The organism is Mucilaginibacter pedocola (assembly GCF_002013915.1).
Taxonomy (GTDB): Bacteria; Bacteroidota; Bacteroidia; order Sphingobacteriales; family Sphingobacteriaceae; genus Mucilaginibacter; species Mucilaginibacter pedocola.
In genome coordinates this window covers 214,406-240,467 of sequence record NZ_MBTF01000003.1, presented here as the reverse complement: position 1 = coordinate 240,467, position 26,062 = coordinate 214,406, and the positions used below count along the sequence as shown (strand labels likewise).

General features: G+C 44.9%; 28 protein-coding genes. 9 read left to right on the top strand and 19 right to left on the bottom strand.

The window, feature by feature from the left end:
- The 6 genes from BC343_RS06790 to BC343_RS06765 all read right to left on the bottom strand — a co-directional run bounded on the left by BC343_RS06790 (position 1) and on the right by BC343_RS06765 (position 6,961).
- Entirely contained in the window at positions 1-531 is a 531-nt protein-coding gene (locus BC343_RS06790; RefSeq protein WP_078346996.1) for an OmpH family outer membrane protein, read from the bottom strand.
- A 17-nt stretch (positions 532-548) separates the two neighbouring features.
- Complete coding sequence (gene bamA, locus BC343_RS06785) at positions 549-3,101, bottom strand: outer membrane protein assembly factor BamA (protein WP_078346995.1); 2,553 nt, start codon at positions 3,099-3,101, stop codon at positions 549-551.
- Between the two features lie 63 nt (positions 3,102-3,164).
- Positions 3,165-3,905 (bottom strand): isoprenyl transferase, encoded by a 741-nt coding sequence (locus BC343_RS06780; RefSeq protein WP_078346994.1) that lies wholly within the window; start codon positions 3,903-3,905, stop codon positions 3,165-3,167.
- A 473-nt stretch (positions 3,906-4,378) separates the two neighbouring features.
- The gene (locus BC343_RS06775) at positions 4,379-4,900 is read right to left on the bottom strand and encodes an ExbD/TolR family protein (RefSeq protein WP_078346993.1); all 522 of its coding nucleotides are present in this window, start codon (positions 4,898-4,900) and stop codon (positions 4,379-4,381) included.
- A 378-nt stretch (positions 4,901-5,278) separates the two neighbouring features.
- Complete coding sequence (gene porG / locus BC343_RS06770) at positions 5,279-6,070, bottom strand: type IX secretion system protein PorG (RefSeq protein WP_078346992.1); 792 nt, start codon at positions 6,068-6,070, stop codon at positions 5,279-5,281.
- A gap of 9 nt (positions 6,071-6,079) precedes the next feature.
- Positions 6,080-6,961, bottom strand: a complete 882-nt coding sequence (locus tag BC343_RS06765; protein WP_078346991.1) for an NAD kinase — start codon at positions 6,959-6,961, stop codon at positions 6,080-6,082.
- Between the two features lie 421 nt (positions 6,962-7,382).
- Between BC343_RS06765 and BC343_RS06760 the strand changes: the two genes are divergently transcribed.
- Positions 7,383-8,045 (top strand): response regulator transcription factor, encoded by a 663-nt coding sequence (locus BC343_RS06760; protein WP_078346990.1) that lies wholly within the window; start codon positions 7,383-7,385, stop codon positions 8,043-8,045.
- A 96-nt stretch (positions 8,046-8,141) separates the two neighbouring features.
- Here the strand turns inward: BC343_RS06760 and BC343_RS06755 are convergent, their stop codons facing one another.
- From BC343_RS06755 to BC343_RS30950, 10 genes are all read right to left on the bottom strand, one after another.
- On the bottom strand, positions 8,142-9,452 hold the full coding sequence (locus BC343_RS06755; RefSeq protein ID WP_078346989.1) for a hypothetical protein: 1,311 nt from the start codon (positions 9,450-9,452) through the stop codon (positions 8,142-8,144).
- Positions 9,453-9,549: 97 nt separating this feature from the next.
- The gene (locus BC343_RS06750) at positions 9,550-10,080 is read right to left on the bottom strand and encodes a hypothetical protein (protein WP_078346988.1); all 531 of its coding nucleotides are present in this window, start codon (positions 10,078-10,080) and stop codon (positions 9,550-9,552) included.
- Between the two features lie 293 nt (positions 10,081-10,373).
- On the bottom strand, positions 10,374-11,036 hold the full coding sequence (locus BC343_RS06745; RefSeq protein ID WP_078346987.1) for a CBS domain-containing protein: 663 nt from the start codon (positions 11,034-11,036) through the stop codon (positions 10,374-10,376).
- Between the two features lie 3 nt (positions 11,037-11,039).
- Positions 11,040-11,801, bottom strand: coding sequence for an alpha/beta fold hydrolase (locus tag BC343_RS06740; RefSeq protein WP_078346986.1), 762 nt, complete (start codon positions 11,799-11,801; stop codon positions 11,040-11,042).
- A gap of 124 nt (positions 11,802-11,925) precedes the next feature.
- Positions 11,926-12,375, bottom strand: a complete 450-nt coding sequence (locus BC343_RS06735; protein WP_078346985.1) for a GatB/YqeY domain-containing protein — start codon at positions 12,373-12,375, stop codon at positions 11,926-11,928.
- A 127-nt stretch (positions 12,376-12,502) separates the two neighbouring features.
- Entirely contained in the window at positions 12,503-13,261 is a 759-nt protein-coding gene (locus BC343_RS06730; RefSeq protein WP_078346984.1) for an SDR family oxidoreductase, read from the bottom strand.
- Positions 13,262-13,565: 304 nt separating this feature from the next.
- Positions 13,566-14,303 (bottom strand): type IX secretion/gliding motility protein PorT/SprT, encoded by a 738-nt coding sequence (porT, locus tag BC343_RS06725; RefSeq protein WP_078346983.1) that lies wholly within the window; start codon positions 14,301-14,303, stop codon positions 13,566-13,568.
- On the bottom strand, positions 14,300-15,031 hold the full coding sequence (ubiE, locus tag BC343_RS06720; protein ID WP_078346982.1) for a bifunctional demethylmenaquinone methyltransferase/2-methoxy-6-polyprenyl-1,4-benzoquinol methylase UbiE: 732 nt from the start codon (positions 15,029-15,031) through the stop codon (positions 14,300-14,302). Before ubiE ends, porT begins: the two co-directional genes overlap by 4 nt.
- A gap of 123 nt (positions 15,032-15,154) precedes the next feature.
- Positions 15,155-15,676, bottom strand: coding sequence for a DUF6169 family protein (locus BC343_RS06715; RefSeq protein WP_078346981.1), 522 nt, complete (start codon positions 15,674-15,676; stop codon positions 15,155-15,157).
- Between the two features lie 4 nt (positions 15,677-15,680).
- Positions 15,681-15,821: a hypothetical protein gene (locus tag BC343_RS30950; protein WP_156088738.1), complete on the bottom strand. Its 141-nt coding sequence runs from the start codon at positions 15,819-15,821 to the stop codon at positions 15,681-15,683.
- Positions 15,822-16,083: 262 nt separating this feature from the next.
- Between BC343_RS30950 and BC343_RS06710 the strand changes: the two genes are divergently transcribed.
- Both BC343_RS06710 and BC343_RS06705 read left to right on the top strand, forming a co-directional pair.
- Entirely contained in the window at positions 16,084-17,454 is a 1,371-nt protein-coding gene (locus BC343_RS06710; RefSeq protein ID WP_078346980.1) for a Gfo/Idh/MocA family protein, read from the top strand.
- Between the two features lie 12 nt (positions 17,455-17,466).
- Entirely contained in the window at positions 17,467-18,207 is a 741-nt protein-coding gene (locus BC343_RS06705) for a 3-keto-disaccharide hydrolase (RefSeq protein WP_078346979.1), read from the top strand.
- A 51-nt stretch (positions 18,208-18,258) separates the two neighbouring features.
- Here the strand turns inward: BC343_RS06705 and BC343_RS06700 are convergent, their stop codons facing one another.
- Positions 18,259-18,486 (bottom strand): hypothetical protein, encoded by a 228-nt coding sequence (locus tag BC343_RS06700; RefSeq protein WP_143822083.1) that lies wholly within the window; start codon positions 18,484-18,486, stop codon positions 18,259-18,261.
- A gap of 184 nt (positions 18,487-18,670) precedes the next feature.
- Here BC343_RS06700 and BC343_RS06695 point away from each other — a divergent pair, with 184 nt between their 5' ends.
- A complete protein-coding gene (locus tag BC343_RS06695) occupies positions 18,671-19,024 on the top strand; it encodes a YtxH domain-containing protein (protein ID WP_078346977.1) in 354 nt (117 codons plus the stop codon).
- 216 nt (positions 19,025-19,240) lie between these two features.
- Here the strand turns inward: BC343_RS06695 and BC343_RS06690 are convergent, their stop codons facing one another.
- Together BC343_RS06690 and BC343_RS06685 are read right to left on the bottom strand one after the other, a co-directional pair.
- The gene (locus BC343_RS06690) at positions 19,241-19,630 is read right to left on the bottom strand and encodes a RidA family protein (protein WP_078347048.1); all 390 of its coding nucleotides are present in this window, start codon (positions 19,628-19,630) and stop codon (positions 19,241-19,243) included.
- Positions 19,631-19,738: 108 nt separating this feature from the next.
- Positions 19,739-20,302 (bottom strand): Crp/Fnr family transcriptional regulator, encoded by a 564-nt coding sequence (locus BC343_RS06685; protein ID WP_078346976.1) that lies wholly within the window; start codon positions 20,300-20,302, stop codon positions 19,739-19,741.
- Positions 20,303-20,473: 171 nt separating this feature from the next.
- Between BC343_RS06685 and BC343_RS06680 the strand changes: the two genes are divergently transcribed.
- The 5 genes from BC343_RS06680 to BC343_RS06660 all read left to right on the top strand — a co-directional run bounded on the left by BC343_RS06680 (position 20,474) and on the right by BC343_RS06660 (position 26,055).
- The gene (locus BC343_RS06680) at positions 20,474-21,157 is read left to right on the top strand and encodes a GDSL-type esterase/lipase family protein (protein ID WP_078346975.1); all 684 of its coding nucleotides are present in this window, start codon (positions 20,474-20,476) and stop codon (positions 21,155-21,157) included.
- Positions 21,158-21,166: 9 nt separating this feature from the next.
- Complete coding sequence (locus BC343_RS06675; RefSeq protein ID WP_078346974.1) at positions 21,167-22,258, top strand: Gfo/Idh/MocA family protein; 1,092 nt, start codon at positions 21,167-21,169, stop codon at positions 22,256-22,258.
- Positions 22,259-22,469: 211 nt separating this feature from the next.
- The gene (locus BC343_RS06670; RefSeq protein WP_078346973.1) at positions 22,470-23,204 is read left to right on the top strand and encodes a glucosamine-6-phosphate deaminase; all 735 of its coding nucleotides are present in this window, start codon (positions 22,470-22,472) and stop codon (positions 23,202-23,204) included.
- 3 nt (positions 23,205-23,207) lie between these two features.
- Complete coding sequence (locus tag BC343_RS06665) at positions 23,208-24,320, top strand: carbohydrate kinase family protein (protein ID WP_078346972.1); 1,113 nt, start codon at positions 23,208-23,210, stop codon at positions 24,318-24,320.
- A gap of 19 nt (positions 24,321-24,339) precedes the next feature.
- Entirely contained in the window at positions 24,340-26,055 is a 1,716-nt protein-coding gene (locus tag BC343_RS06660) for a GMC oxidoreductase (RefSeq protein ID WP_078346971.1), read from the top strand.
- Positions 26,056-26,062: the final 7 nt, after the last annotated feature.

The window sequence follows — 26,062 nt, the reverse complement described above, 5'->3', positions numbered from 1 at the left end:
TTACTTGGCAAAAACGCCGGGCTTTAAACCAAGCCTTGTGATAACATCGGCACTTTTGTCGTAACGGGGGCTTGCGTAAAGCATTATTACCTCGCTGTTTTTGTCGAAAATCATGTCGAGGTTATCGCCTTCGGCAACCGCCTGTACTGCTTTTGACACTTTATCCTGTATTGGTTTAATCAGGGTTGTACTTTTCTTGGCCAGCTCGCCATCGGGGCCAAATTTATCGCGCTGGAAATCTTTAGCTATCTTTTCTTTATCAACTATTTCAGCTTCACGGCGTTTGCGCATATCAGGTGTCATCAGCACCTGGTCGGCCTGGTAAGCTTTATACAGGCGGTCAATCTCCTGAAAACGGCCGTCAACCTCTTTTTGCCATTGGTCTGATAAGGCTGCCAGTTGCTTTTGGGCCGAAGCATATTCAGGTACATGTTTCAGGATGTAATCCGAATCTACATAGGCAAAACGTTGCGCCATGGCGGCGGTTGCTGCTGTGAATGTTAAAAAAAGTACTAAAACTATCTTCTTCATAAAATACTTGTTCGATATTAATTAAACCCGCCTTGCAAGCTTTGCGAAATGGTAAAGTGGATATGCCCTTTATTAGCTGTTGGCTGGCCCGGCAATTTATCAAAACCGTAACCATAATCAAGCCCCAGCAAACCAAATATCGGTAAAAAGATCCTGGCACCCAAACCTACCGACCGACGAACGTTAAACGGATTTACCTGGCTAATATTATCCCATACGTTACCACCTTCAGCAAATGCAAGCATATATATAGTTGCCGATTGGCTTGCAATTACCGGGTGCCTTAACTCGAAGGTATACTTATTGTAAATGGCATTACCCTGGTTGGTGTTAGCATTAAAACTTGAACCCACCGGCACTACCGAGAAGTTCTCGTAACCGCGCATACCAATTATATCGGTACCCTGTAAAAACTGGTAGGTTTGCATACCGTCGCCACCGAGTTTGAAACGCTCGAACGGCGATGGGCCTACCTTGCTGTTATACTGGCCCAGGTAACCTAAACGTGCCTGGCTCATTAATACCAGCTTACCGGTAATTTTGGTAAACCATTGCGCATCAAACTTCACTTTAAAGTACTCTACAAAGTGGTAGCGTTCTTCGGGCGTTGCCACGCTGTAATTTATGTTGTTGAACAACGAGTATGGCGGCGTACCCTGCAAGGTTAATTTAATATTTGAACCTGCAGTTGGGTAAAGCGGCATATCAATAGAGTTACGGCTAAGCTCCTGCGTTAACTTAATGTTGTACGAAGTACCGTTGTTGAACAGGTAGCCCGGGTAGTTATCCAAATTATAGTGGTCGAAGTTTAACGAGTAGTTTAACTGGAAGTAGTTATCAGGCCAGTTTAAGCGTTTACCCAATGTTACACCCACACCGTTTATACGCAGGTTGTTGTAGTTGGGGCTTGTTTTTGGATAATATTGCCCGGTAGAGCTACCCTGTGTGTAAGCCGATACTGCAAAGTAAATAGGTTTTTTACCACCTAACCATGGCTCGCTAAATGTAAACGAGAAGTTTTGGTAAGTACGGCCGCTCGATTGGCCCCTCAGGCTTAGCTTTTGACCATCGCCTTTTGGCAGCGGGCGGTAAGCCTTACCGTTGAAAATATTACGCAACGAGAAGTTGTTGAATGTTAAACCCAGGGTACCCACTAACTGGCCACCACCAAAACCACCCGAAAGTTCGATTTGGTCTGAAGGCTTTTCAACTACGTTGTACACCAAATCTACAGTACCCTCGGCAGGGTTAATATTGGTTGGCCTTGGTTCGGTCTTCTGCTCGTCGAAGTTACCCAACTGGCCAATTTCGCGCGCACTGCGTATGAGTAACTCTTTGTTGAATTTTTGGCCCGGTTTGGTGCGTATCTCGCGCATTACCACTTTATCGTTAGTAACATCGTTACCTTTTAGTATAACGCGGTTAATAGTGTATTGCGGGCCTTCGTATATACGCACATCCAAGTCAACGGTATCGTTGTGGATACGGGTTTGCACCGGGTCGGCATTGAAGGTTAAATAACCATCGTTAAGGTAAAGCGACGATACGTCATCGTTATTTGGCGTTGGGCCGCTAAGCCTTTTGCTTAACTCTTCCTCGCTAAACACCTGCCCCTTCTCGATAGAAAGTACGCGGGTTAATACATCCGAGCCGTAACGGGCGTTTCCGCTAAACTTAATATCGCCGAAATAGTACTTGCGGCCTTCATATATTTTTATTTTTACGTTAACCGTGTTATCGCTGTGGTGGGTTACGCTATCGCTCAATATCTCGGCATCGCGGTAACCTGCCCCCTGCATTTTATCGATAAGGTTTTGCTTATCCTCGTCGTATTTATCCTGCTTGAATTTTTTTGAACCAAACAAGTTGTACCAATGGCGGCGGCGTGTTTTGGTCAGGTATTTACGCAGCTTTTTTTGAGAAAATGCTTTGTTGCCCTCAAAGGTAACATCGTTTATCATCACCTTGGTTTTCTTATCAACCGCTACGTTAAGTATTACGCTGTTGGGGTCGCCGGGGTCTTTTACCTGGGTCATGGTAACGGTAACGTTTAAAAAGCCTTTTTCCTGAAAATGCCTTTTAATAATAGCCGATGTGGTGCTCAGCAAGTTTTCGTTTACAATTTTGCCTGTTTTGTCGCTCAGTTTTTTGGTAACGTCTTCTATCTCGCCTTTGCGTATACCGGTTATTTTAAGCCTCGATAAGCGGGGGCGTTCTACCACGGCTATTTCCAGATAAATGGTATCCATGGTAATGCCGGTAACGTTAAGCTGTATATCGTCAAAAAGGCCTTGTTTATAAAGGTCTTTTATTACGTTGGCATTAGCTTCGCCGGGGAGTGTGATCCTGTCGCCCTTGTTCAGTTTCGATATTTGCAACAATACATCCTTATCCAGGTATTTGGCTCCGCTGATACTTACACCACCAATAATATAATCTTTGGGGCTAAGGTAGCTAAGGCTATCGGCAGGTATTGTCTTGGTAAGCGGTGCGCGCCTTTGGCCCGGTATCTGGGCAATGGCAGCCGTGCTTATAATAGAGAAAAGAATAGCAAAAAAAACTTTATTCATCCGAATATTTTAGTGGGCTAAAAGTAATTTATACAGTTGTTAAATTTTGTTAAAAGAAAAAATTTAGTTTACCTGCTCGCTCGTCATCCCAAACCGGCGCTCGCGTTTCTGGTAGTCCAATATGGCTTCGTATAGGTCTTCGCGCCTAAAATCGGGCCATAGTTTGGCGGTAAAGTACAGCTCGGCATAGGCTATTTGCCAAAGCAAATAGTTGCTTATGCGGTACTCGCCGCTGGTGCGTATCAGTAATTCGGGGTTTGGCATGCCGCCCGTATATAAATTATCTTCAAACAGTTGTTCATCAATATCGGCGGGGTTTAATTCACCGTTTTGCACTTTTAATGCAAGGGCCTTTGCCGAGTGCACTATTTCGCGGCGGCTGCTATAGCTTAAGGCAAGTGTAAGCACCAGCCCGGTATTGGCGGCTGTGCGGCTAATAGCATTATCAAGTTCTTTGTGGCACTTGGCTGGCAGCAGGTTAAGGTCGCCAATGGCATTAAGGCGCACATTGTTGGCCATCAGCTTATTAATTTCTTTATTAATAGTGCTGATGAGGAGTTCCATAATGGCATTAACCTCAAAAGTTGGGCGGTTCCAGTTCTCGGCGCTGAAAGTGTATAAGGTAAGGTACTCTACGCCGAGCTCGCCGGCGCCTTCAACAACATCGCGTACGGATAGCACACCGTTATGATGGCCAAACACGCGCAATTTGCCTTTGCCTTTTGCCCAACGCCCGTTACCATCCATTATAACTGCAATGTGGCGGGGCAACCTCTGCAAATCTATCTGATCCTTTAAACTCATTTTTGGTGCACTTTTAACAACCGCAGTACGGCCGTTAAATATAGGGCTCTGCTAAAAAACACCTTGTTTTAAGCAAAGCGTTATACTAAATACGCTTCTTTTTTAAGGTGACAAAGGTAAAACTTACTTTGTATTATTTTAGTATGGATGTAAAAAGAAATATGCGGCAGTTGTTGGGGAGATGTTGTTAATGAGGGCTTTGATTTTTATTGCCCTTACAAATAAACCCCGGCTATTTAAACGGCACACAATTATGCTCCGGCTTAAAATTTTTAATGCCCGAATGCGTACACACGCGCTTATTTTATAACAAAGCCCTCCCGGCAAAATGCCAAAGAGGGCTACTACTAATTTATTATGGGGTTTAGGTTTTATAACTAAAGCTTCCTCCCTCCCCCGCCACCTTGTTAGAGGCGGCAGGCTAAGGGTTAAACAAAAAACAGAATATAAGAACGAGGTTTAGGTAATGCGTTTTAATAGGCTTGTTTGCTTTTTAGCAAGCTAACGTCTTCTCTATCTATGTCCGCTATAGCGAATTGTTTAATGTCGGTAATGGTCATCTCGTCAAGTGTGTTCACCAAACTCTCATATTTCGATGTATTGCCTGGTTTAATAATCACCATCAATCCTTTGTTTGATACTGCGCCTACTTTCTGTTGCATATCCATAATTGCCCTGCGTAACCCTTTTTTACTGTAGTCGGTAATGGTTGCAGGCACAATGGGTTTATCAGCCATACCAAGGTAATACATCGCTGTATTGCCTTTCCCCAAACATATTGTCATGGTGCGCGATGCAACCTGTGGCCCCGGCTCCGAATCCGTCGGCATGGCTACCTTTATTATTTTAGGCTTGTTCAGCGTTGTAGTCAGCATAAAAAACGTGATGAGCAGGAAGGCAAGGTCAACCATTGCGGTGAGGTCTACTTTCAGCGGCTTCTTTTGAGCCCTTACTTTTTTGCCTTGTTTTTCGGGAGCAGAGTTTAATTCGGCCATGGCTTTATACGTTTAGGGTTAAACAATTGGTTTTGGTTATTCAACGTATAAAAGTAAACAAATGTTTTATTTTAACAAATTATATTTTGTTTTTATTTTGTTTTACAGAATATAATATCAATTATCGTTTATTTTACCGCAAAGAGCACGAAGGATTAGCAAATTGGCGGGCGCAAAGAAGCGCAAAGCTTTTATTTTTCTGAACCCTGATGCGCTTGATTTTAGGATTAGCCGATGACGTTTTGGATGGTACTTTTCTAAATGGTAGAAGCATCATCAGAGAATCTTCTAATCAGGAAAATCATGGTTCAGAAAAATAATCGCGTAAAAGCTTTGCGAGAACTTTGCGGTTAAATTCACCGCCTAACATAGCCGAATCTATTGTTCGTAATAACACTTCTCCGTTACAAAAGTGTAACTAAGCGTAAAGCCGAAGAAGGCGTAGATATCTTTACTGCGCAGGTCGCCGCGTTGGGTGCCGGGGCGGCCTATATAGGTGCCGGTGCGTTCGCCGCTACGGTCGGCAAGGGCTAATGAGGTTGCGTTGGGTAGTGTGCCGGGGTAAGCATACAGGCCGCTTACATCGTCCAGGTAGTCGGTACGGGTGTAGCGGTAGCCAACTTCGGCGCCCATTGTCCATTTACCGCCAATATTGTATTTGATGCCGGCCCCGTAAGGTATTACCAGCGTATTGGTTTTATAGGCCGAAGTTTGCCCTTCGGTACGTAGCTCGCGTAGTTCTATCTCGTTGCCCTGGTATATCGTCCGGGGCGAAAAGCTTGTACTACCAATACCCAGGAAAATGTAGGGTGTGTATTTGTTTTTACCCGCATCGGGTATATACTTCATAAAGTTAAACTCGGCCATCAGGCTAAGTTCACTCAGCTTATCGGTAAAGCTAAGGTTGCGGTTGCGTAATTGCTCGCTTGACGAAGTGCTGTCGGCCCCGGCAATTTTACCCCATTGATAATTTGCCCTTGCTGATAAATAACCGTTAAAATTTCGTTTGATAAATATAGCACCCGAACCGCCGCTGGGTTTAAAAGGGCTTGGGTTTAGGTCGCCAATATAGCCCGCACCGCCCGCCGAACCGCCAATTTCCCAGGTAGCCTGGGCATAGGCTGTGCAGCAAAAAAAAGTAAGCAATAAGGCGGCGTAAAGTTTAAGCATCCGTTGGTTTTAATAATTACGGGCATCAAGTCCCCATAATAATTTAGTCCTTAACGTTTGTAAATAGCTTTCATTATTCATGCGGATCAAATTGAGTTTAAAATCCGCTTTGCGCACCTTAAACTGCATGGTTTTATCCATAACAGCGGTGCGGCTATCGCACGATACGATGTAATTTGTACCACGGCATTCTACCTCAAAAGTAAGTTCGCTGGTATCGGGCAGTATAACGGGCCTTACATTAAGGTTATGCGGCGATACCGGCGTAAGGGCAATACTATTGCTCTGGGGGAAAATAATGGGGCCACCGCAGCTAAGCGAGTAAGCTGTAGAACCGGTTGAAGTAGATATAATGATGCCATCGCCCCAATACGAGTTCAGGAACTCACCGTTTAGCGATACATGCGTGGTAATCATGGCCGAGTCGTCGCGCTTGTGGATGGTGACATCGTTAAGTGCAAAGTTATCATCGCCAAAAAGCTTTACATCTGATTCTATGATCAGCAATTCGCGGCAATCAAGCGTGTATTCGCCGTTTACTACGGCATGAATGGCTGCTGATATATCGTTTTTATTAATACTGGCCAAAAAGCCCAGGCGGCCAAAGTTTATACCTATAACAGGCACACCACTATCGCGTATCAGCGTAACCATATCCAGCAGGGTACCGTCGCCGCCAATGGTGATGAAAATATCGATAAAACCTTTTAGGGTATCGTTAGCTTTCAGGATTTTGTAGGCAGATGTATCAACGTTGCCTTGCAGGTGCTCGTTAAACTGATGGTGTACATACACCTCTACATTATGCAGCACGAGGCTATCAAACACTTGCCGTATGTAAGGAAATACCTGCGGATCGTTAAACTGACGGCCGTAAACTGCTATTTTCATCCGTAATAAAAAAGCGAATATCGTTTATTGAATGCGATATGCGGCAATATTGTTTTATTTTATTGATAGATAGAGTGTTGCAGGTTGCCAAAATGGAGAAAGGCGAAGTAAAACGGGTGTATGGCAAAGCCTTTAAAATAAAGGCCCTGCCGTGGCTCAAGGGATTATGAAGTAAATGGCCCCCACCACTTAAAACACAACCTGTTTCCCCAAACCGGGTACAACCCCGCTTATGAATTATTCAAAACAGTTATCACATTCATTTGATAAATGTGATAAGGATCAGGCTATCTATTTTAAAATTATTTAACTAATTATAAAATAGTTATAATTACAACGCGAATATCAGCACATCCGGGCCTACAAAAAATACTTAATATTAGGTATTTTGCAGCAGTACCCCGCCCCCTATAATAGCCAAATGGACCACCACCTACAACAGCGCCTCAATAATATCAGGGCGTTTGCCGATGAATTGCCTTCGGCATTAATAATACACGATGCGCAATCGCTCGAGATTGTATATATGAACAGCACAGGGCTAAATATACTGGAAACCACCCTGGAAGAATTACAGGCACTTGGCCCGGAATTGTATTACGTGAAATATTTTAATACCGAGGACAGTAACGATTACGTGCCCAAAATAATGCATATTATAAAAAGCAACGCGAACGACCAGGTTTCGTACTTTCAGCAGGTGCGCGTACCACGAAACACCGAATGGCAATTATTTGTAAGCAATACCAAGGTTTTTGCACGTAACGAGGCAGGCGAAGCTACCTACCTAATAACAACTGCGGGGCTTATAGACCCGGTACACCACATTACCAGCAAAGTAAACCGCGTAATGGAAGAAATAAACTTTCTGCGGAATAACAACCCCTTATTTTTAACACTAACTAAGCGCGAAAAAGAGGTATTAAAACATATGGCGATGGGAAGTAATTCGGGAGAGATTGCCGAAAAGCTTTACATATCGTCTGCCACGGCAGATACCCACCGCCGCAACATCCGCAATAAACTAAACCTGAAAAACAACTACGACGCGGTGAAATTTGCACAGGCGTATAATTTGCTGTAGGCTGAATAACAGTTAACGGGCAAACTGGCAGTAGAAACGATGGTATAAAGCGAAAAGGCATTTCTCGTGCTAATCGCTCAATCCCTAAATCGTGTATTACTTGGCCAACTCGTCCATCGTAACCTCGTTACTCAGCAGTTTGCCGAATAGTTCCCAGCGCTTAACCGGATCTTTAGCGGTACCGCCATGTTTTTCAATGTGGTTTTTCACCAGGTCGAGCCCGTAGTTGTAATTGATCACATAGGCCCGGTATTTCTTGATGAAACTTACCGATTTATCTGCCGTTTCATCGTTCATCAAACAATACTTCTGCAGGTAATTGCTCGCTTTGCTTTTGCTCCAATTATCGTCAATCAACCCGCGGGCGGCTTCGTTGCGCGCATAGTTAAGGTTGCCTTTTATCACCAAGGCTCTAAAATAGCTATCGATGCCTGTGGTATCTAAGCCCGCAAGCGGCAGCAGCACGCTTTTGGCAAATTTCACTTTCTCGTTACCCGGAAAAGCCATCTCAATACCGTAGTTGGCACTCCCCTCCGCAATAAGCGATTGCGGGCTAAACAGCGGGTACATCGAAAGCTCCACATAGCCCCTATCGTGGTAAAGATTTTTCTCCAGCAGCATATTATACACATGGTGGCCGGGGTAGCTCTCATGACTTCCTACATCAATAGCGCGATCAATAAATATCTTCAGGTCGGTGTTTATTTGTACCAGGCTTTTGTATTTGCCCTGGTACCAGTTGTAGCCGTTCCAGGGTTTATCGGTAACCAGTTCTAAAGTGAACGATTCGCCGGCTGGTAACTTGTAATGGGCCAACGTGCGCTTACGCGATTCGGCAATGGCGGCTTTTATAACCGTTTCTATTTTATCTTTAGGGATAACAAACTTGTTGGCCAGTTTTTGAAAGCGGTCGTTCACGTTGCCTTTGCCGGGCAGCAGGCTATCGAGCAGGACCAGTTGGCTTTTAAAATAGTCTTCGGTGTTTACCGGTGCTGCAACGCCAAACAGTTGTTTCGATTCCTGATCAAAGGTGCTGTACTCGCCCGAAAATATTTTGATGCGCCCGCTGAACGATGCCAGCTGATCGTAAAGCCAGTTGGCGCGCATACGGTTCGAATCTACCTCGGCAGTAGTGGCTACTATCTTAATATCATTCATCAAACTGTTTACCGATGCCAGCAAGCTATCGCGCGGAAAATCCTCTTTATCCTTTACCGGGGCAGGCTTCAACGAATCGGGGCCATAATAAGCATCCACAAAACTCTCGTCGTACTGGCCAATGGCAAGCCCGAGGCGAACATAACCGGCAGCATATTTATTGAGAAGTTTTGTTTCGGGGAGGTCGGCATTTTTGGTGCACGAAATGGCAGCGATAGCGATAAAGAACAAGAAAAAACGGTTTTTCATGAGCGGCGATTAGCGTGGTAGGGGTTGCAAAGCTAAAAAAATAGCTTGGGTGATGGGATATTTGTTGAGATTTTTTAGGTGGAGACACAGCATCGAATTATTCGCTCAATTGAGGAAATATATCGTCGAACATCAATTTAGCCTGGTCGGTAAAGTCCTCAACCGAGACATTTTTTCTATTAACCATAAGATAAGTGCTATGCTGTTTATCCATACTATGTGCAAAAACTTTATCACCAATAAGGTTTTCCATCGCTTGTTTATATATCCTAAAACGCTTGGTATCACTCTTGCCTTCTTCGTATTCCTTAGTTACCGTATTGGCACCTAAAAACCCGAAACTTGCAAGCTCATCGTTTTTAAGAATAGAAATTAATATGTGGATACAAGTGGACACTATCCGCGTACATTTACGCTCGTTAGTTAATAGCGAATATCTATTCTTACGGTTTTTGTCCTGCTTCCTGAAAAATTTTATGATGTAAATGTTATGAATGTACTGTTCTACTTTTGCGATATACTGCGTTTTTTCAGTTTTAAAAGTGTAGTTATGGGTACAAATCAGGTATTTGTCGCTAATGGGGCGTTCAATATTAGCTTTATGGAATGTATAATGCTCGTTAAACATAGTTTAACAAGGCATTAAGGTATTAAGTAAGTATATGCGGAAACACGCGAATTTTTCAAGTCAGAAGACGACCTTATAACTAATTGAGATTTAGTGTTTTTTGGAACATCAGACGATGGCTTTGAAATAATACTCACAGCGCCAAATTTAGATTTGTACCTCAGTTCATTAGTATGAAATATGATGCGGCCAATTCCCATTTTATTGTCTGTTAACTCATTAAATAACGACACTTTACAAAGTTAAATAATTTTCTCGCGGTAAAGTTTCACATTAACATAATATTTACTGCCCTACAAATTCAAATAATTCATCAACGAGTCAAAGCGCTCTTTGGCTGTATTATTCCTGTCGGTGAAGTTGAAGGTGGCTTTCACGTCGTATTCATAACGCTGAAAGGTAGCCAGTATATTAGTGATGTCCTGCTTGTTTACTTTCAGGGTAACTTCCATGCGGGTACTATCAGGAAAGGTACGCGTGTACGAGCTAAGCACCTGTGCATTGTCCGACTCCACTATCTGCGCCATGTGCGCCAGCGAGTTATTCTTGTTACCTATCTCCAGTACAATAATGCCGCCCGGCTCACTCACCGAGGTAAGCTTGGCAAAGTACTCGTTCATGGTGTTGATAGATATCAGCCCCTGGTACTCGTTCTTGGTATCAAGCACGGGCACCACGCTCAGGTCCTGCTCGTAAAACAGGCGTATCACATCATAAATATGCTGCTCTTCCAGTACGTAGGGGTTCACCAATGATAAGGCAAGCGCGCCTATCGGGGTATTATAGTCGGGCTCCTCAATAAGGTCATCTTCCGATACCAGGCCCAAAAACTGTTCCTCGTTCACAATTGGCAAGTGGCGAACACGAAACTCCGCCATACGGTCGAACACCTTCTGAATACTATCAGAGGTGTGTACCGGCGGAATAGTGTCTGCTACAAGCTCAATTGCAAGCATAGTTTATTGTTTTATTCGTTCTAAAAAAGCCTTTAAGTAGGTATTAAACTCCTGCGGGCGTTCCATCATTGGCGCGTGGCCGCATTTATCTATCCAGTCTAAATGCGAGTTAGGCAGCAATTGGTTAAACTCAACGGCAACCTCAGGCGGAGTAATTTTATCATCCCTACCCCATATTAACGCAACAGGCATAGTTATCTTGCGCAAGTCGTCTTTCATATTATGCCTGATGGCCGATTTTGCCATGGCCAATATGCGTATCACCTTAGCGCGGTCGTTAATAGTTTCAAAAACTTCGTCGACCAATTCTTTTGTAGCTACGGCAGGGTCATAAAAAGTGTAGGCCACTTTTTCTTTCACAAATTCGTAGTTCTCGCGGCGCGGAAACGAGCCACCAAAAGCATTCTCGTACAAGCCCGAGCTACCGGTTAATACCAGTGCTTTTACATACCCCGGATGCGCCAAAACATATATCAAACCTACATGCCCGCCAAGCGAATTACCCAGCAATGTTATTTTGTTCAGTTTTTTAAACTTGATGAACTTATGTACGAATTTTGATAACGCGCGAACGCCGGTCGTGAGTATTGGCAGATCGTAAATAGGCAAAATAGGTATAAGTACACGGTAGTGAGGGCTAAATTCTTTGATCACTTCCTCCCAATTGCTCAATGCGCCCATTAGCCCGTGTAAAAGCAGTAATGGTTCGCCTTGTCCTTCTTCTATATACGTAAAACCCTTCTCTTCTTTCAGTACAAAATTCATAGTTCCTGCTTAAAATGTGGCATTTACATACTTTATACCGTTTAATTTTCGGGTATAAAAAGCAGTAAATACTACTGTAAAATTAGTTTATTAGGTTTTACCTGCAACAATTTTGGCAATTAAATTATCCCAACAGCTGCTTAACCACTTCTGATACGGTTTTGCCATCGGCCTGGCCGGCAAGCTCTTTATTGGCAACGCCCATTACGCGGCCCATATCTTTTACCGATGTTACACCAAGGCGTTCAATAACTTCCTGTATGTAGCCTTCTATCTCAAAGCGGCTCATTTGCTGCGGCAAGTAAGGCTCTATCACATACATTTCGGCCATTTCTATTTCGTAAAGGTCTTCGCGGCCCTGGGTTTTATAAATATCCGCCGATTCTTTACGCTGCTTAATAAGTTTTTGCAGCACCTTTATTTCGGCTTCTTTAGTTAATTCGTCGGCAGCGCCTTTTTCGGTTTTAGCCAGCAGTAAAGCCGATTTAATAGCGCGAAGCCCCCTCAGGCGGTCGGCTTGTTTGGATAACATGGCTTGTTTGATATCCTGGTCTATTTGAGTAATGAGTGACATGGTTTTATTTTTAAGTCCGAAAGTCCGGCAAGACCGAAAGTCCGGAAGATTTATGTTTATTCTTTATTCAATTGTGCTGTATACCCAGCCTACGTCTTTCGGACTTACCGACTTCCGGACATCAGACTTATTGGCGAAATATATTTGTTGCCGAAGCCTGCGCGGTTGGCATTATCAAAATATCGTTAATGTTTACATGCGCCGGGCGCGATGCCACAAACCAAATGGTATCGGCAATATCCTGCGCTACCAGCGGCTCAAAACCATCGTAAACCTTTTTAGCGCGGTCTTTATCGCCTTTAAAACGCACCTCACTAAATTCGGTTTCTACTGCGCCGGGATGTATGGCCGTAACCTTTATGCCATGGCTAAGCAAATCTAAACGCATGCCTTTACTCAGGGCATCAACCGCGTGCTTGGTAGCGCAATATACATTCCCATTTGGATAAACCTCTTTACCGGCAATCGATCCCAGATTAATAATATGGCCAAAACCATTATCTATCATCCAGTTGCTTACCACGCGGCTTACATATAGCAAGCCCTTCACGTTGGTATCTATCATGGTTTCCCAATCGTCGTAGTCGCCTTTGTCAATGGGGTCGAGCCCCTGGCTTAGGCCGGCGTTGTTTACCAAAACATCTACCTGTTTCCATTCTGCGGGTAACCCCTCCAGGTTTTCTATCACCTGCGCCTTGCTGCGAATATCGAAGCAGGAGATGGCAACGTCGATGTTGTATTTATCGTTCAGTACCTCAGCAAGCCGCTCCAAACGTTGCATGCGGCGGCCGGTAAGTATGAGGTTATAACCCTCGCGGGCAAAAGTATGTGCACAGGCCTCGCCAATACCGGCGGTGGCCCCTGTTATCAATGCTATCTTAGCCATAGGTAATTAACTATCGGCAGCGAAATTATGTTTTTATTTTTGGATAAGAGAGATAGGATAATTCTCTATTTAACCGCAAAGTGCGCAAAGAAAAAAACACAAAGCACGCAAAGACTTATTTAACCACAAAGAAAACAGAAGCAGTAAGGAGGTCCGATAAAAGTTAAACACTTAATTTAAAGACGAAACCCGGCCTTTGCGCTCTTTGCGTTAGCCACGGTGAAAATTCTTTGTGTTCTTCGCAGTAAAATTCGCCACAATCAATCGGTGAAATCAAATCCCCATCGGTGGAATCCAAAAAAATCTACTCGAAATACAAACTAAACATTATAGTATGCAACGATAGCTTGCTGATGGGCGATGAAAAAGGATGATTCTCAGGCACCAACAGGTTACCGAAGGTATTGGTCACCTTAATTTCGGGCGAGAGTTTAAAGTACTCAAAGTAAATATCGAAACCTAAACCCGCCTCGTATGACGAATAGCTCCTGGTATTCTTCAACAAACGCTCCATAGGCGCGGTATTCTCGCCATCCTTTTTACCGCCAATTGCCGCCGAAAACTTTACCCCGCCAAGCAGGTATGCACGCAGGTTACCTACACGGTCGGATTTTAGCTTTAACGACAGCGGGAAATCTACCGTAGTGGTTTGCACCTGCTTATCAACAGGTTCGGTAGTATTGGCGTAAATATAACGCAGCTTTTTATCGGAGAATACCAACGAAGGCGTAGTGCGTACCTCCAAATGTTCGGTGAGGCGGTAGCGGGTAACAAAACCCACTGCAAAGCCGGGCGTATTAAGGCTGCCTATACTATTGAGCGAATCGGTAACGTATTGGTTGTTCTCCCTATCGAAAAAAGGTGCACGCCAGTTAGGCTGCTTTACTATCTTGAAGTCGCTGTTTACGTAGCTGAAACTGAAACCAAAACTCAGGTCGGTTTGGTCGGCTCCCCCACCCCATGCCGGCGAAAACTGCTGCGCATGCAGCAAAGTGCTGCAACAAAACAGGGCCAGTAAGGTAGCGAGGTAAGGTTTTATCATTTGATACCGGTATATATCGAACAGATACCAAACGCCAAAGGGCGGCTTTTGGTATTTTTAAAACCGGCTTTCGTCATAATATCGGTAAACGCCTTACCATCGGGAAAAGCCGCAACAGATTCGGGCAGGTAAGTGTACGCGCGCGCGTCTTTGCTGAACACTTTACCTATAGTTGGCGTAACGTAGTTAAAGTAAAAAGCGTAAAGCTGTTTTATAGGGAATGCCTTAGGTTTAGAAAACTCCAGTACTACGGCTTTACCGCCCGGTTTCAGCACACGGTTAATATCAGCAAGCCCGTCAGCCAGGTTCTCAAAATTGCGTACACCGTAGGCTACTGTAACTGCGTCGAATTGCTCAGCCTCGAAAGGCAGTTTTTCCGAATCGCCCAGTTTTACTTCGAATTTATCGCCCAGCCCTCGTTTGGCTATTTTTTGCTTTGCGATATCAAGCATCCCCTGCGAAATGTCTACACCGATAATTTTCTCTGGTTTCAGGATACCCAAAGCCTCAAAAGCAAAATCGCCTGTACCTGTAGCCACATCCAGTATCAGTTGCGGCTTATCGGCCTTAAGCTCGTTAATAGCTTTTTTACGCCAGATGATATCTATCCCCAGCGACATAAAATGGTTAAGGAAATCGTAGGTTTTAGAGATATTATTGAACATATCGGCCACCTGTTCTTTCTTGGTGCCCTGGTTGTGCTGGTAGGGTGTTACAGTTTTGCTCATGTTTGTAGGAGGGCAAAGATAGTGGTTTTTAGTTCATAGATGATGGTTTTCCCAACTGGTCAAATGGCCATTCGATGCATGAGATAAGTAAGTACATTCAAAAACGAACAGCAACCATACCTGCTATTCGTTTTTTGGTTGAATGATAAAATAAGAGAAGGCTTCAAATTCTTCCCGAAGCTGGTTAATTGATGGATTATCTGTTAACGTTATAAAGCCGAGATAAAAATCTTTATCAGCTATTGATACATTAATGGCATGCCTTTCAAAATTGGTTTCCTCAACTTGTCTTTGCCATTTGTCAAAAAGTTTACTCCTGAAAAATTGCCTGCCGTCCGCCGAATCGCAATGGTATAGTAGCACGGTTTCGTTTCCGTTCGCTTTAAAAAAGTCTTTGATGATATGATACATAGTGGTAAATACCTGCGCATCCTCTGAGCGTTTGTATTGACTATCGTTCAAAGAGTTTTTTCGAAAGCCAAAAGCAAAACCTTTCTGTAAAAGCAGAGGGAAGTTTTCTACATAATCAGAATATTCATCTACCTTGAAATATACCGCATAAACAAAATTATAGCGGGTAACAAAAAGATAGAATATACTTCCATCCTCATCTTCCTCTTTTATAAAAGAATAGAATTGATCCAAAAAATTATTTTTTGGCTGGTGGGAATTTAGACTTTACAAGGCTATCTATCTTTTTGAACGTATCGCTCTTCTTGCGATCCAATTCCTCAAAGAATGCAATGGCTTTATTGTTATCAGGAGAAATAACTATTTTTTTAACTGCCATGGTTTGTTACCTTAAAATACAATACAAATATAACGCAATTGAGATTAATTAGTTACACAGTAATATTGATTTTATCTTTTGACATCAAATAGTAATGTAACCGGGCTGATAAATACGCTTTCGTGGAAGTAAGTCTCCTAGTTTTTCTGCCAAGGTTAAATTCCACATAAACTTTCTATCACCTACAGGCTAAATATTTATTGTTATTTTCTATCTTACCCATCCATATCAATTCCAAACGAACCACCTATAATTTCACACCATGAAAGAAAATACCGAAGCATCGCGCAGAGGCTTTATTAAAAAACTGGCTACTACAGCTGCAGCCGCTACCGTTGGCAACAGCCTTTTGGCTGCTGATAAACCCGGCAGTTTCCACTACCTTAAACAAGAATATAACCGCGTTGCCGCTAACGACCAGGTGAATATTGCCCTGATAGGCGCGGGTGGCATGGGAACATCAGACACGCAGACAGCCCTACAAGTACCCGGCGTGAAACTGGTTGCTGTGTGCGACCTTTACGATGGCCGCCTTGCCGATGCCAAAAAGCGCTGGGGTGCCGATATTTATACCACCAAAATTTACAAAGAGATACTAAACCGCAAAGATGTTGATGCGGTAATTATAGCTACGCCCGACCACTGGCACCAGCAAATATCTGTTGATGCGATGCATGCCGGCAAGCATGTTTATTGCGAAAAGCCAATGGTGCACTCGGTAATGGAAGGCCCGGCCGTAATAAAAGCGCAGCAAGAAACCGGCAAGGTATTTATGGTAGGCAGCCAGGGCGTATCATCATTAGGTAACGAAAAAGCTAAAGAACTGCTGAAAAGCGGTGCCATTGGCGACCTTAATTATGCCGAAGGTTTTTGGGCCCGCCGCGGCGCTGTAGAAGTTTGGCAATACCCCATCCCCGATGATGCTTCTACCCAAACGGTTGATTGGGAAACTTATGTAAGCAACACCCAAAAACGCCCCTTTGATAGCAAGAGGTTCTTCCGCTGGAGAAATTATACAGATTACGGTACCGGCATGGCGGGCGACTTATTTGTACACCTGTTCAGCAGCCTGCACTTTATTACCGGCTCTATGGGCCCAAACAAAATTTACGCATCGGGCGGTTTACGTTACTGGAACGATGGCCGTGAAGTACCGGATGTATTGTTAGGCACTTTTGATTATGCCAAAGCAGCGGCTCACCCGGCCTTCAACCTGTCGCTACGTTGCAACTTTGTTGATGGCACCAGCGGCACCACTTACCTAAAACTGGTAGGTAGCGAAGGCTCGATGGATGTTACCTGGGATGGCGTTACGCTTAAACGCAATAAAACTGTTGATAATAACGACCCTTTCTACATCGAAAAAATGAAATCGATGGGGCAAACCGTAAGCGCCCGCAAAAAAATGATGCCGCCGGAAGAAATTGTTTTCGAAGCAGAAAAAGGCTACCTGGGCGGCCCGTACGATCACATGAATAACTGGATTACCGCCATACGCAACAATGGTAAGGTTGCCGAGGATGCCATTTTTGGCTACCGCGCCGCCGCCCCTGCACTGCTGTGTAACGATAGCTACTTTAAAAACGCCCCAATGTTTTGGGATCCTGAGAAAATGAAAATAGTAAAGGCTTAATTAATAGCTTTGATGAAAAACCCGATAACTATACTCGGCATTGCCGCCGCGCTTACCTGCTTTGTGGGAGCGCAAACCTATGCCTCGCGCATGGAGAGGCCAAAACCAAAGAAAACTGCCGTTAGAAAAGCAGGCTGGGTGCCGCTCTTCAATGGTAAAGATTTAAAGGGTTGGCACGGCTTCAATAAAACTACGCCGGTGCAAAACTGGGAAGTGGAGGATGGCGCGCTGGTTTGCCTTGGCGCTGTAAAAGGTACCGATACCGGCGGCGATATTGTGAGCGATAAGCAATACGCCAATTTTGAGCTGGCCTGGGAGTGGAAGATAGATAAGGGCAGCAACAGCGGCGTGCTATACCACGTGCAGGAAGGGCCTAATTTTACTGCAGCCTACCTAACCGGCCCCGAGTACCAGATTATTGACGACATAAACTGGGTACCCGATATTTTAGAAGACTGGCAGAAAACCGGTGCCGATTACGCCATGACCATACCCAACGGCAACAAAAAACTAATGCCCGTTGGCGAGTGGAACACCAGCCGAATTGTTTTTAACAAGGGGCATGTTGAACATTGGCTTAATGGCAAAAAGATACTGGAGTTTACCGCCTGGAGCCCCGATTGGCAAAAGAAAAAAGCCGAAGGCAAATGGAAAGACCACCCCGAATACGGTATTGCCAAAACCGGCCACATAGCCCTGCAAGACCACGGGCATAAAGCTTATTTTAAAAATATCCGGATAAAGGAATTGTAAAAATCGGGAACGCCTGCTGAGTGATCAGCGGGCGTTTTTTATTTGCTAAGGCTATTCGTTCCCGCTCACCCAAAACAAAATGCCGCCAACTACCATACCGGCAATTATAGCCCCTATTAGAGTATCTAATATATGCCTAAGTATCCTCTTTGGTTCGGCTTCGCGGCGGGTGATAACGGGTAGTACGGTGAATTTTACGATGAATAATATAACCAGTACAATGAGGCATATCAGGTAAAATACTTTCCGAAAGTGTATAGATCGCAGGAGTTCTTGCATGTAAATTTTGTTATTCGCTTGCGGGTTTAACAGCAATTTGGTACGCATTGTTGGCTATTAATTGTAAAAACGATGTGTTTTTCATACAAAACCTCGTTGTGAAACTATTTTACTTTTATTTAAACACAACGGCACGGGCTTTGTTAACTATTGAGAAAATCATCTACTAAAAGAAAGAAACGACATGAAAGACCAAGGAAAAATTATCGCGGCGCTTTTAATTGGTGCCGCCGCAGGTGCCGCATTAGGCTTATTGTTAGCTCCGGAAAAAGGTGAAGATCTGAGAGGCGATATAGCTGATTATGTGAACGACCTGGTAGAATCGGCAAAAAACAAAGCACAATCTACTGCTGATAACCTGAAAGAATATGGTAGCAATGCCGTTAATTCGGTAAAATCGAAATATAGCGACCTGGTTGGCGAAGCCAACAAAGTGGTCGACAGCGCGCGTGGCACTGTTGAAGATGTAGCAAGCACTGCAAAATCTAAAGCAAAAGCTACTGCCGATGATTGGAACAATTCGGTACAAAATGCATGAGCTTTAAATTAGCATCATAAACGTAAAACGCCCGGCATGCCCGGGCGTTTTACGTTTATACAAACTTCTTTGTCATCTCGAACCGAGGGACGAGGGAGAGAACTTGTTCATTTAAGCATTACCGCCGTGCATGGTGGCTATGCATATCCAACAAGGTTCTTCGTCGCTTCGCTTCCCTCAGAATGACAAAAGTATAATGGCGGCTAATGCCCCCTTTTACTTCACCACCGTAGCCTCCAATTCAACGCTCAAAGTTTCAAACAAGCTTTTCACCTCCAATAAAGTTGTTGCCTGTTTAGTGCCGTGTTTGGCTACCCATGCCTGCAGGATGGGGAAGTTTGGCCAAAGCTCGGCTGTGTTGGTGGTGTAAACATTCAGGCGTACGATGTTCTTGCATTCGTAACCGGCTTCAGTAATTACCTGTTCAAGGTTTTGTAGGGCAAGAGTTAGTTGCGTTTGCATATCGGCATCGCTTGATACACCATCAGCACTGATGGCTGTTTGGCCCGATACATATAAGGTGCTTGTTACATTTTTTGCTTCTACGGCTTGTGCGTAGCTGCGTTCGTCCTGCCATTTCCATGGGCTTATGCTTCTTATTTCCATTACTTTTTGCTTTTTGATGTTGTAAAATTTCAAAAGCAAAACTGGGCATAAGCCGGTAAACCCACTGTTGACCTACCTCACGAATATGAAGTGAGGTACATCACACCCCTACTGGTATAAACGGCTCAAGGTTTCGCGTGATACACCCAAATAAGCCGCCAACTGGCTTTTAGGTACGCGCTGCACCAAAGAAGGATATTGTTTTATCAATTGCTCGTAACGCTCTTTAGCACTCGATGTTAGCATAGAAATAATACGGCGCTGGGCGGCCAGAAAACCAAAGTTCACTTTTTCCAAAAAGAAGCGTTCCATTTTTTGCAAGCCGTTACACAGGTCGCGGTAATCTTGCAGAGAGAAACACAGCACCTCGGTATCTTCCAGGCATTCTACCGATAGCGTGGCTTCGGTTTGTGTGTAAAAGGCATAAAAATCCCCTTCCCACCAATCTTTCATCGCAAAAGAAACGATGTGCTGCCGGGCATCCTCATCGGTATAAACTAACTTCAGCAAACCTGAAACTACAAAGTAATAATGCTTTACGGCATCACCGGGCTGTACCAAAAACTGGTGTTTTTTATACTTCCGCGCCGTAAAATGCCGGGCAACAAAAGCAAACTCCTCATCGCTAAGCGGCACTATTTTTTCGATATGTTCTCTAAGTATTTGGTACATAAATGACAACCGTAAAGGTAGTGTATTCCGCCTATCGCAAATAGCTGCTCATTCTGCAAATTCTAAAATTCTGTAAACGGCGAAGCCCTCTTGAGCGCCAACTAATAAACAACCGCGAAAAATCCTGATTCAGACATTTTATTGTACATTTAGCTGCCAACTATAAAAACCATGAAATACCTTTTTGCCCTGCTGCTGCTCCCAATAATGGCTTGCGCACAAAAAAAACCGACCAACCAATCGTTATTCGATACTATCCCCTTCATCCCCGAGCATACGCCCGAGCGGCTTGCTATCTTCGCCAAACAGCCCGTAATAAAAGGCGTAACCATATTTTTAGGCAACAGTATTACCGAAATGGGCAACTGGGGCAAATTGCTAAACGATACTACCGTACTCAACCGCGGCATAGGCGGGGATATTACCTTCGGCTTGTTGAAACGGCTGGATGACATTACCAACCGCGAGCCCAAAAAGCTTTTTATGCTCATTGGCATTAACGATATCGGGAAGGATATCCCCGATTCGGTTATCGCCTACAATTACTTTAAAGCCATCCGTTACATACACGCCAAAAGCCCGGGCACCAAAATATATGTGCAAAGCATTTTGCCGCTAAACCCGCTGCACAAAAACTTTCCGCAGCATTATAACAAAGCGGAGCATATCCCCATTGTGAACGCCATGCTGCAGGCCAATGCCACAGCAATGAATTACACCTACGTAAGCCTCACCCATCTTTTTACCGATGCCAACGGCCGCCTGAAAGATGAGTATACCTACGAGGGACTGCACCTGAAACCCGAAGCCTATGTAATTTGGGTTGACTATCTTAAAAAATTGAAATACCTATAATTATACGTAATGAACAGCACCAAAGTAGCCATTTTGGGTGCCGGTTTTATATCGGATATCCACCTCGAATCGTACCATCGTTTTATTCCCGAGGCCGAAGTTGTGGCCGTGTATGCCCGCAACCCCGATAAGGCCAAAGTCTTTGCCGAAAAATTTAAAATACCGCAATGGTTTAGCGATGTAGACGAATTGCTGGCCAATACCGACGCCGAGGTTATTGATATTTGCGTGCCCAACTATCTGCACGCCGAGTGCTGCATAAAAGCTGCCAATGCCGGTAAACACATCATTATAGAAAAACCGCTGGCCGTTACCCTGGAGGAAGCCGACGAAATGATAGCCGCCTGCAAGGCGAACAATGTAAAACTGATGTATGCCGAAGAACTTTGTTTTGCACCAAAGTACGAGCGGGCAAGGCATTTGGTAAACGAGGGCGCCGTGGGTGAGGTGTATATGCTAAAGCAATCGGAAAAACACAGTGGCCCGCATACCGACTGGTTTTACGATATTAATTTAGCGGGCGGTGGCGTATTGATGGATATGGGTTGCCATGCCTTAGGCTGGTTCCGCTGGATGACCAACCACGCCAAAGTGAAGAGCGTTTTTGCTACTATGGATACCGTTTTCCATAAAGGACGCACCAAAGGCGAAGACAATGCCGTGGTGATAGTAGAATTTGAGAACGGCGTAACCTGCATTGCCGAAAGCAGCTGGGCCAAACACGGCGGTATGGACGATAAATGCGAAATTTACGGCACCGGTGGCGTAATCTACGCCGACCTGTTCATGGGCAATGCCGCCATTACCTACAGCCGCCTGGGCTACGGCTACGCTATGGAAAAAGCCGATACCACTGCCGGCTGGAGCTTCACGGTGTTCGAAGAAGTATTTAACCAGGGCTACCCGCACGAGTTAAAACACTTTATAGAGTGCGTCCGCGAAAACAAAACCCCATTAGTAACCGGCGACGACGGCCGCGCCGTAATGGAACTCATTTATGCCGCCTATGCATCTGCCGGGCAAGGCAAAAAAATAAACCTGCCATTTACAGCGCAAGTAAGTAAACCTGTGGATTTGTGGTTAGATAATAAAGAGAATTGAACAAACACTAATTCAACGAATTATGTCGAATTTCTCAAATCAGGTTCGATAGAATCTTATAAAAAGCAGCCAATAAAGATTCGTGAAATTCGATTCAATTAGAAAAATTAGTGTTCGCTCAGATCGTATGCTAAATATTGCCATCAAACCAACTCTGTGAGCCTCCGCGTAACCTCTGTGTTCTCTGCGGTTAAAAAACAAATACGTCAAAATGAAAATATCCATATACCCCACCCCCGACGATATGTCGAAAGCTGCGGCCGATCTGGTTGCTGCGCAGTTAGCCGAAAAACCAACATCGCTTATTGTTTTCCCTTCGGGTTCATCACCAACCGGGATGCTGCAATATCTGGTACAATACGCCAAAGAAGGCAAAGCTGACTTCAGCCAATGCACCATTATAGGGCTTGACGAATGGGTAGGTATGGACGAGCGCGATTACGGCAGCTGCAAACATTACCTGCATACCAATTTCTTCAACCTGCTGGATTTTGACCCCGAACGCGTAGCAATGTTCGATGCCAAGGCAGAAGACCTGGAAGCCGAATGCGCGCGCATGAACAGCTTCATCAGCAGCCACGGCGGCCTGGATGTAATGATCGTTGGCATAGGTATGAATGCCCACCTTGGTTTGAATGAGCCGGGTACACCATTCGATCTGTACGCCCACGTATCCGAATTAGCGCCTATTACTGTAGAAGTTGGCCAAAAGTACTTTCAGCAGGCTACTGTTTTAACGCAGGGTATAACGCTGGGACTACAGCATTTAACAGAAGCAAAAATGGCCGTACTGATCGCTTCCGGCGAAAACAAAGCGGGTATTATTGCCGAAAGTTTACAGGGGCATATTAGTACCGATGTACCGGCGTCTATCCTGCAAAACATGTCGCATGCACGTATTTTGCTTGATGCAGGTGCTGCGGCTAAATTAGAACACGCTTCGTAAGCAATGAAGGAAAAGCTGCTTCACATCCAACAAAGACTGCAAAGCGCAACCGAGGTACTCGCTACTAAAAAGGTAGTGGCGGGTTTCGATGGTTTTGTAGATTCTATTGTGAAGGTGGTGAACACCAAAACCGAAGGCGGTGCAACCCAATTCTTCGAAACCATTAAGCAATTCGGCAATTATATTTCCGCAAAAAGCGGTTCGGGCTTTAGTTTGGAGAGCGAAGAATTACTGTTGAAACTCGGTGGCAATATGCCCATTATGGCTAATGCAATGGCACAAGCGGGCGTTACCATTAATTGCGTGGGGGCCTTCGGTATACCATCCCCCCATACTGCATTCGCCGGTATGCATGCAAATTGTGCACTGCACAGTTATACCAATCCCGGGTTTACCACCGCCATGGAGTTTACAGATGGCAAAATTATGCTGGCGCAGATGACGGACCTTAACCACGCCGACTGGGACACCATTAAAACGACTGTGGGGCTGTCAAAGCTGCGGGAGATATTTGCCGATACCGACCTGGTTTGCCTCGTAAACTGGAGCGAACCCGATCATTCCAACGATATGTGGCAGGGTTTAATAGAAGATGTTTTGACGGGTAGTCCATCGGATAATCGGAACTTTTTTATTGACCTTTCGGATTGCTCAAAACGCAGCGCGCAAAGTATAGCTTTTGCGCTTAGCCTCATTAAACAATTTGGCAAGCATGGCAGGGTAACCCTCAGCCTTAACCGCAACGAGGCAAGTATTCTTTACAGAACAATTGCCGCGGAAAATGTGCCCGATAACTTGCAAGCTGTAGGTGATAAGCTTTATCCGTTGCTTCATGTGGCAACACTCATTATTCATACCTCAAAAGCATCCTTAGCATGGGATGCGGAGGGTACTTACAAGGATATACCTGTATTCATCCCCAATCCAACCATATCCACCGGCGCGGGTGATAATTTTAATGCGGGCTATTGCATCGGGCAGCTTTTAGGGCTCGATGCAGGGGCCTCGCTCGTCCTCGCAAACGCTACATCAAATTGTTACATCACAAGCGGCGAAAGCCCTTCGTTAACTGTGTTGGATAATTACATTTCTCAATTAATTTCTGCATCTTTATAGTACCAATTATAAAGAATACATGTCGGCAAATTTGATGGATGATGCATCGCATACGTACGATGCTATCGTGATAGGTTCGGGCATCAGCGGCGGCTGGGCAGCTAAAGAGCTTTGCGAAAAGGGATTAAAAACATTAGTATTAGAGCGCGGCCGTAATGTGGAACATATTAAAGACTACCCCACCGCCACCACCCCACCCTGGGAGTTTAGGTACCGCGGCCGCATCAGCCAAAAACAGCACGACGAAAACCCACTGATAACCAAAGCCGCCGGCTACGGCGAAGATTGCGACCACTTTTTTGTAAAAGATGCCGACCACCCCTACGTACAGGAAAAACCGTTCGACTGGATACGCGGCTACCAGGTTGGTGGCAAATCGCTCACCTGGGGCCGTGCCACGCAGCGTTGGAGTGAGTTTGAATTCACCGCGCCCAAACGTTTCGGTTATGGTATTGAGTGGCCCATTGGTTATAAAGATGTTGCCCCCTGGTACAGCCACGTAGAAAAATTCATTGGCATCTGCGGTAATAAGGATGGTTTAGAAGCCATGCCCGACGGCGAGTTTATGAAGCCCTTTGATATGAATGCCCCGCTGGTACACATCAAAGAAAGCCTGAATAAAAACTATACCGACCGCCATTTGGTGCATGCCCGCTGGGCCCACATAACCGACCCCAAACAAATACACCTTGACCAGGGGCGCGGGCAATGCCAGGCGCGTAATATGTGTATGCGCGGCTGCCCCTTTGGCGGATACTTTAGTTCAGTAAGTTCTACACTGCCCTGGGCCAAAAAGACCGGCAACCTCACCATCCGCCCGCATTCGGTGGTACATTCTATTATTTATGATGAAGCTACGGGCAAGGCATCGGGCGTAAAGGTGATAGATGCCAATAGTAAAGAAGAGATTATTTACAAGTCGCGCATTATTTTCCTGAACGCATCCGCACTCAACAGCAATTTGGTGCTGCTTAACTCTAAATCGAAACGCTTCCCTAACGGCTTGGGTAACGATAGTGGGCTACTGGGTAAATACATTGCCTTCCATAATTATCGCGCTTCTGTTTCGGCAGATATCGATGGCTTTTTAGATAAGTATTATTTTGGCCGCAACCCTACCGACCTGATACTCGTAAACTTCCGCAACCTGCATAAACAGGAAACCGACTTTTTTGGCGGCTATACAACTTTCATGAACGCCTACCGCGATCAGCATCCGGCAGAGAACGATAATGAAGGACAAATTGGTGCAGAATATAAAGAAGAGCTTTGCGAACCGGGCAGCTGGCACGTGTTTGCCTACCTGCAGGGCGAAACCGTACCGAAAGAGAGCAACCACGTGCGCCTGAGTGAAGATAAAACCGACCAGTGGGGCATCCCGCTTTTGGTAACTTCCGTAAGTTACGATGATAACGACGAGCGGATGATCAAAGACTTCCACACCCAAATGAGCGAGATGCTGGAGAAGGCCGGGTGTAAGAATATCGAGGTGTATAACAACAAACAGGCACCGGGCCTGGATATACACGAAATGGGCGGCGTGCGCATGGGGAAAGATCCCAATACATCGTTGCTGAACGAGTGGAACCAGTTGCACCATTGCAAAAACGTGTTTGTTACCGATGGTGCCTGCATGGCCAGCACGGGTAATCAAAGCCCATCTATACTGTATATGGCGTTAACCGCGCGGGCCGCAAATTATGCGGCAGATGAGATCAAAAAAGGAAATTTGTAACCAATTG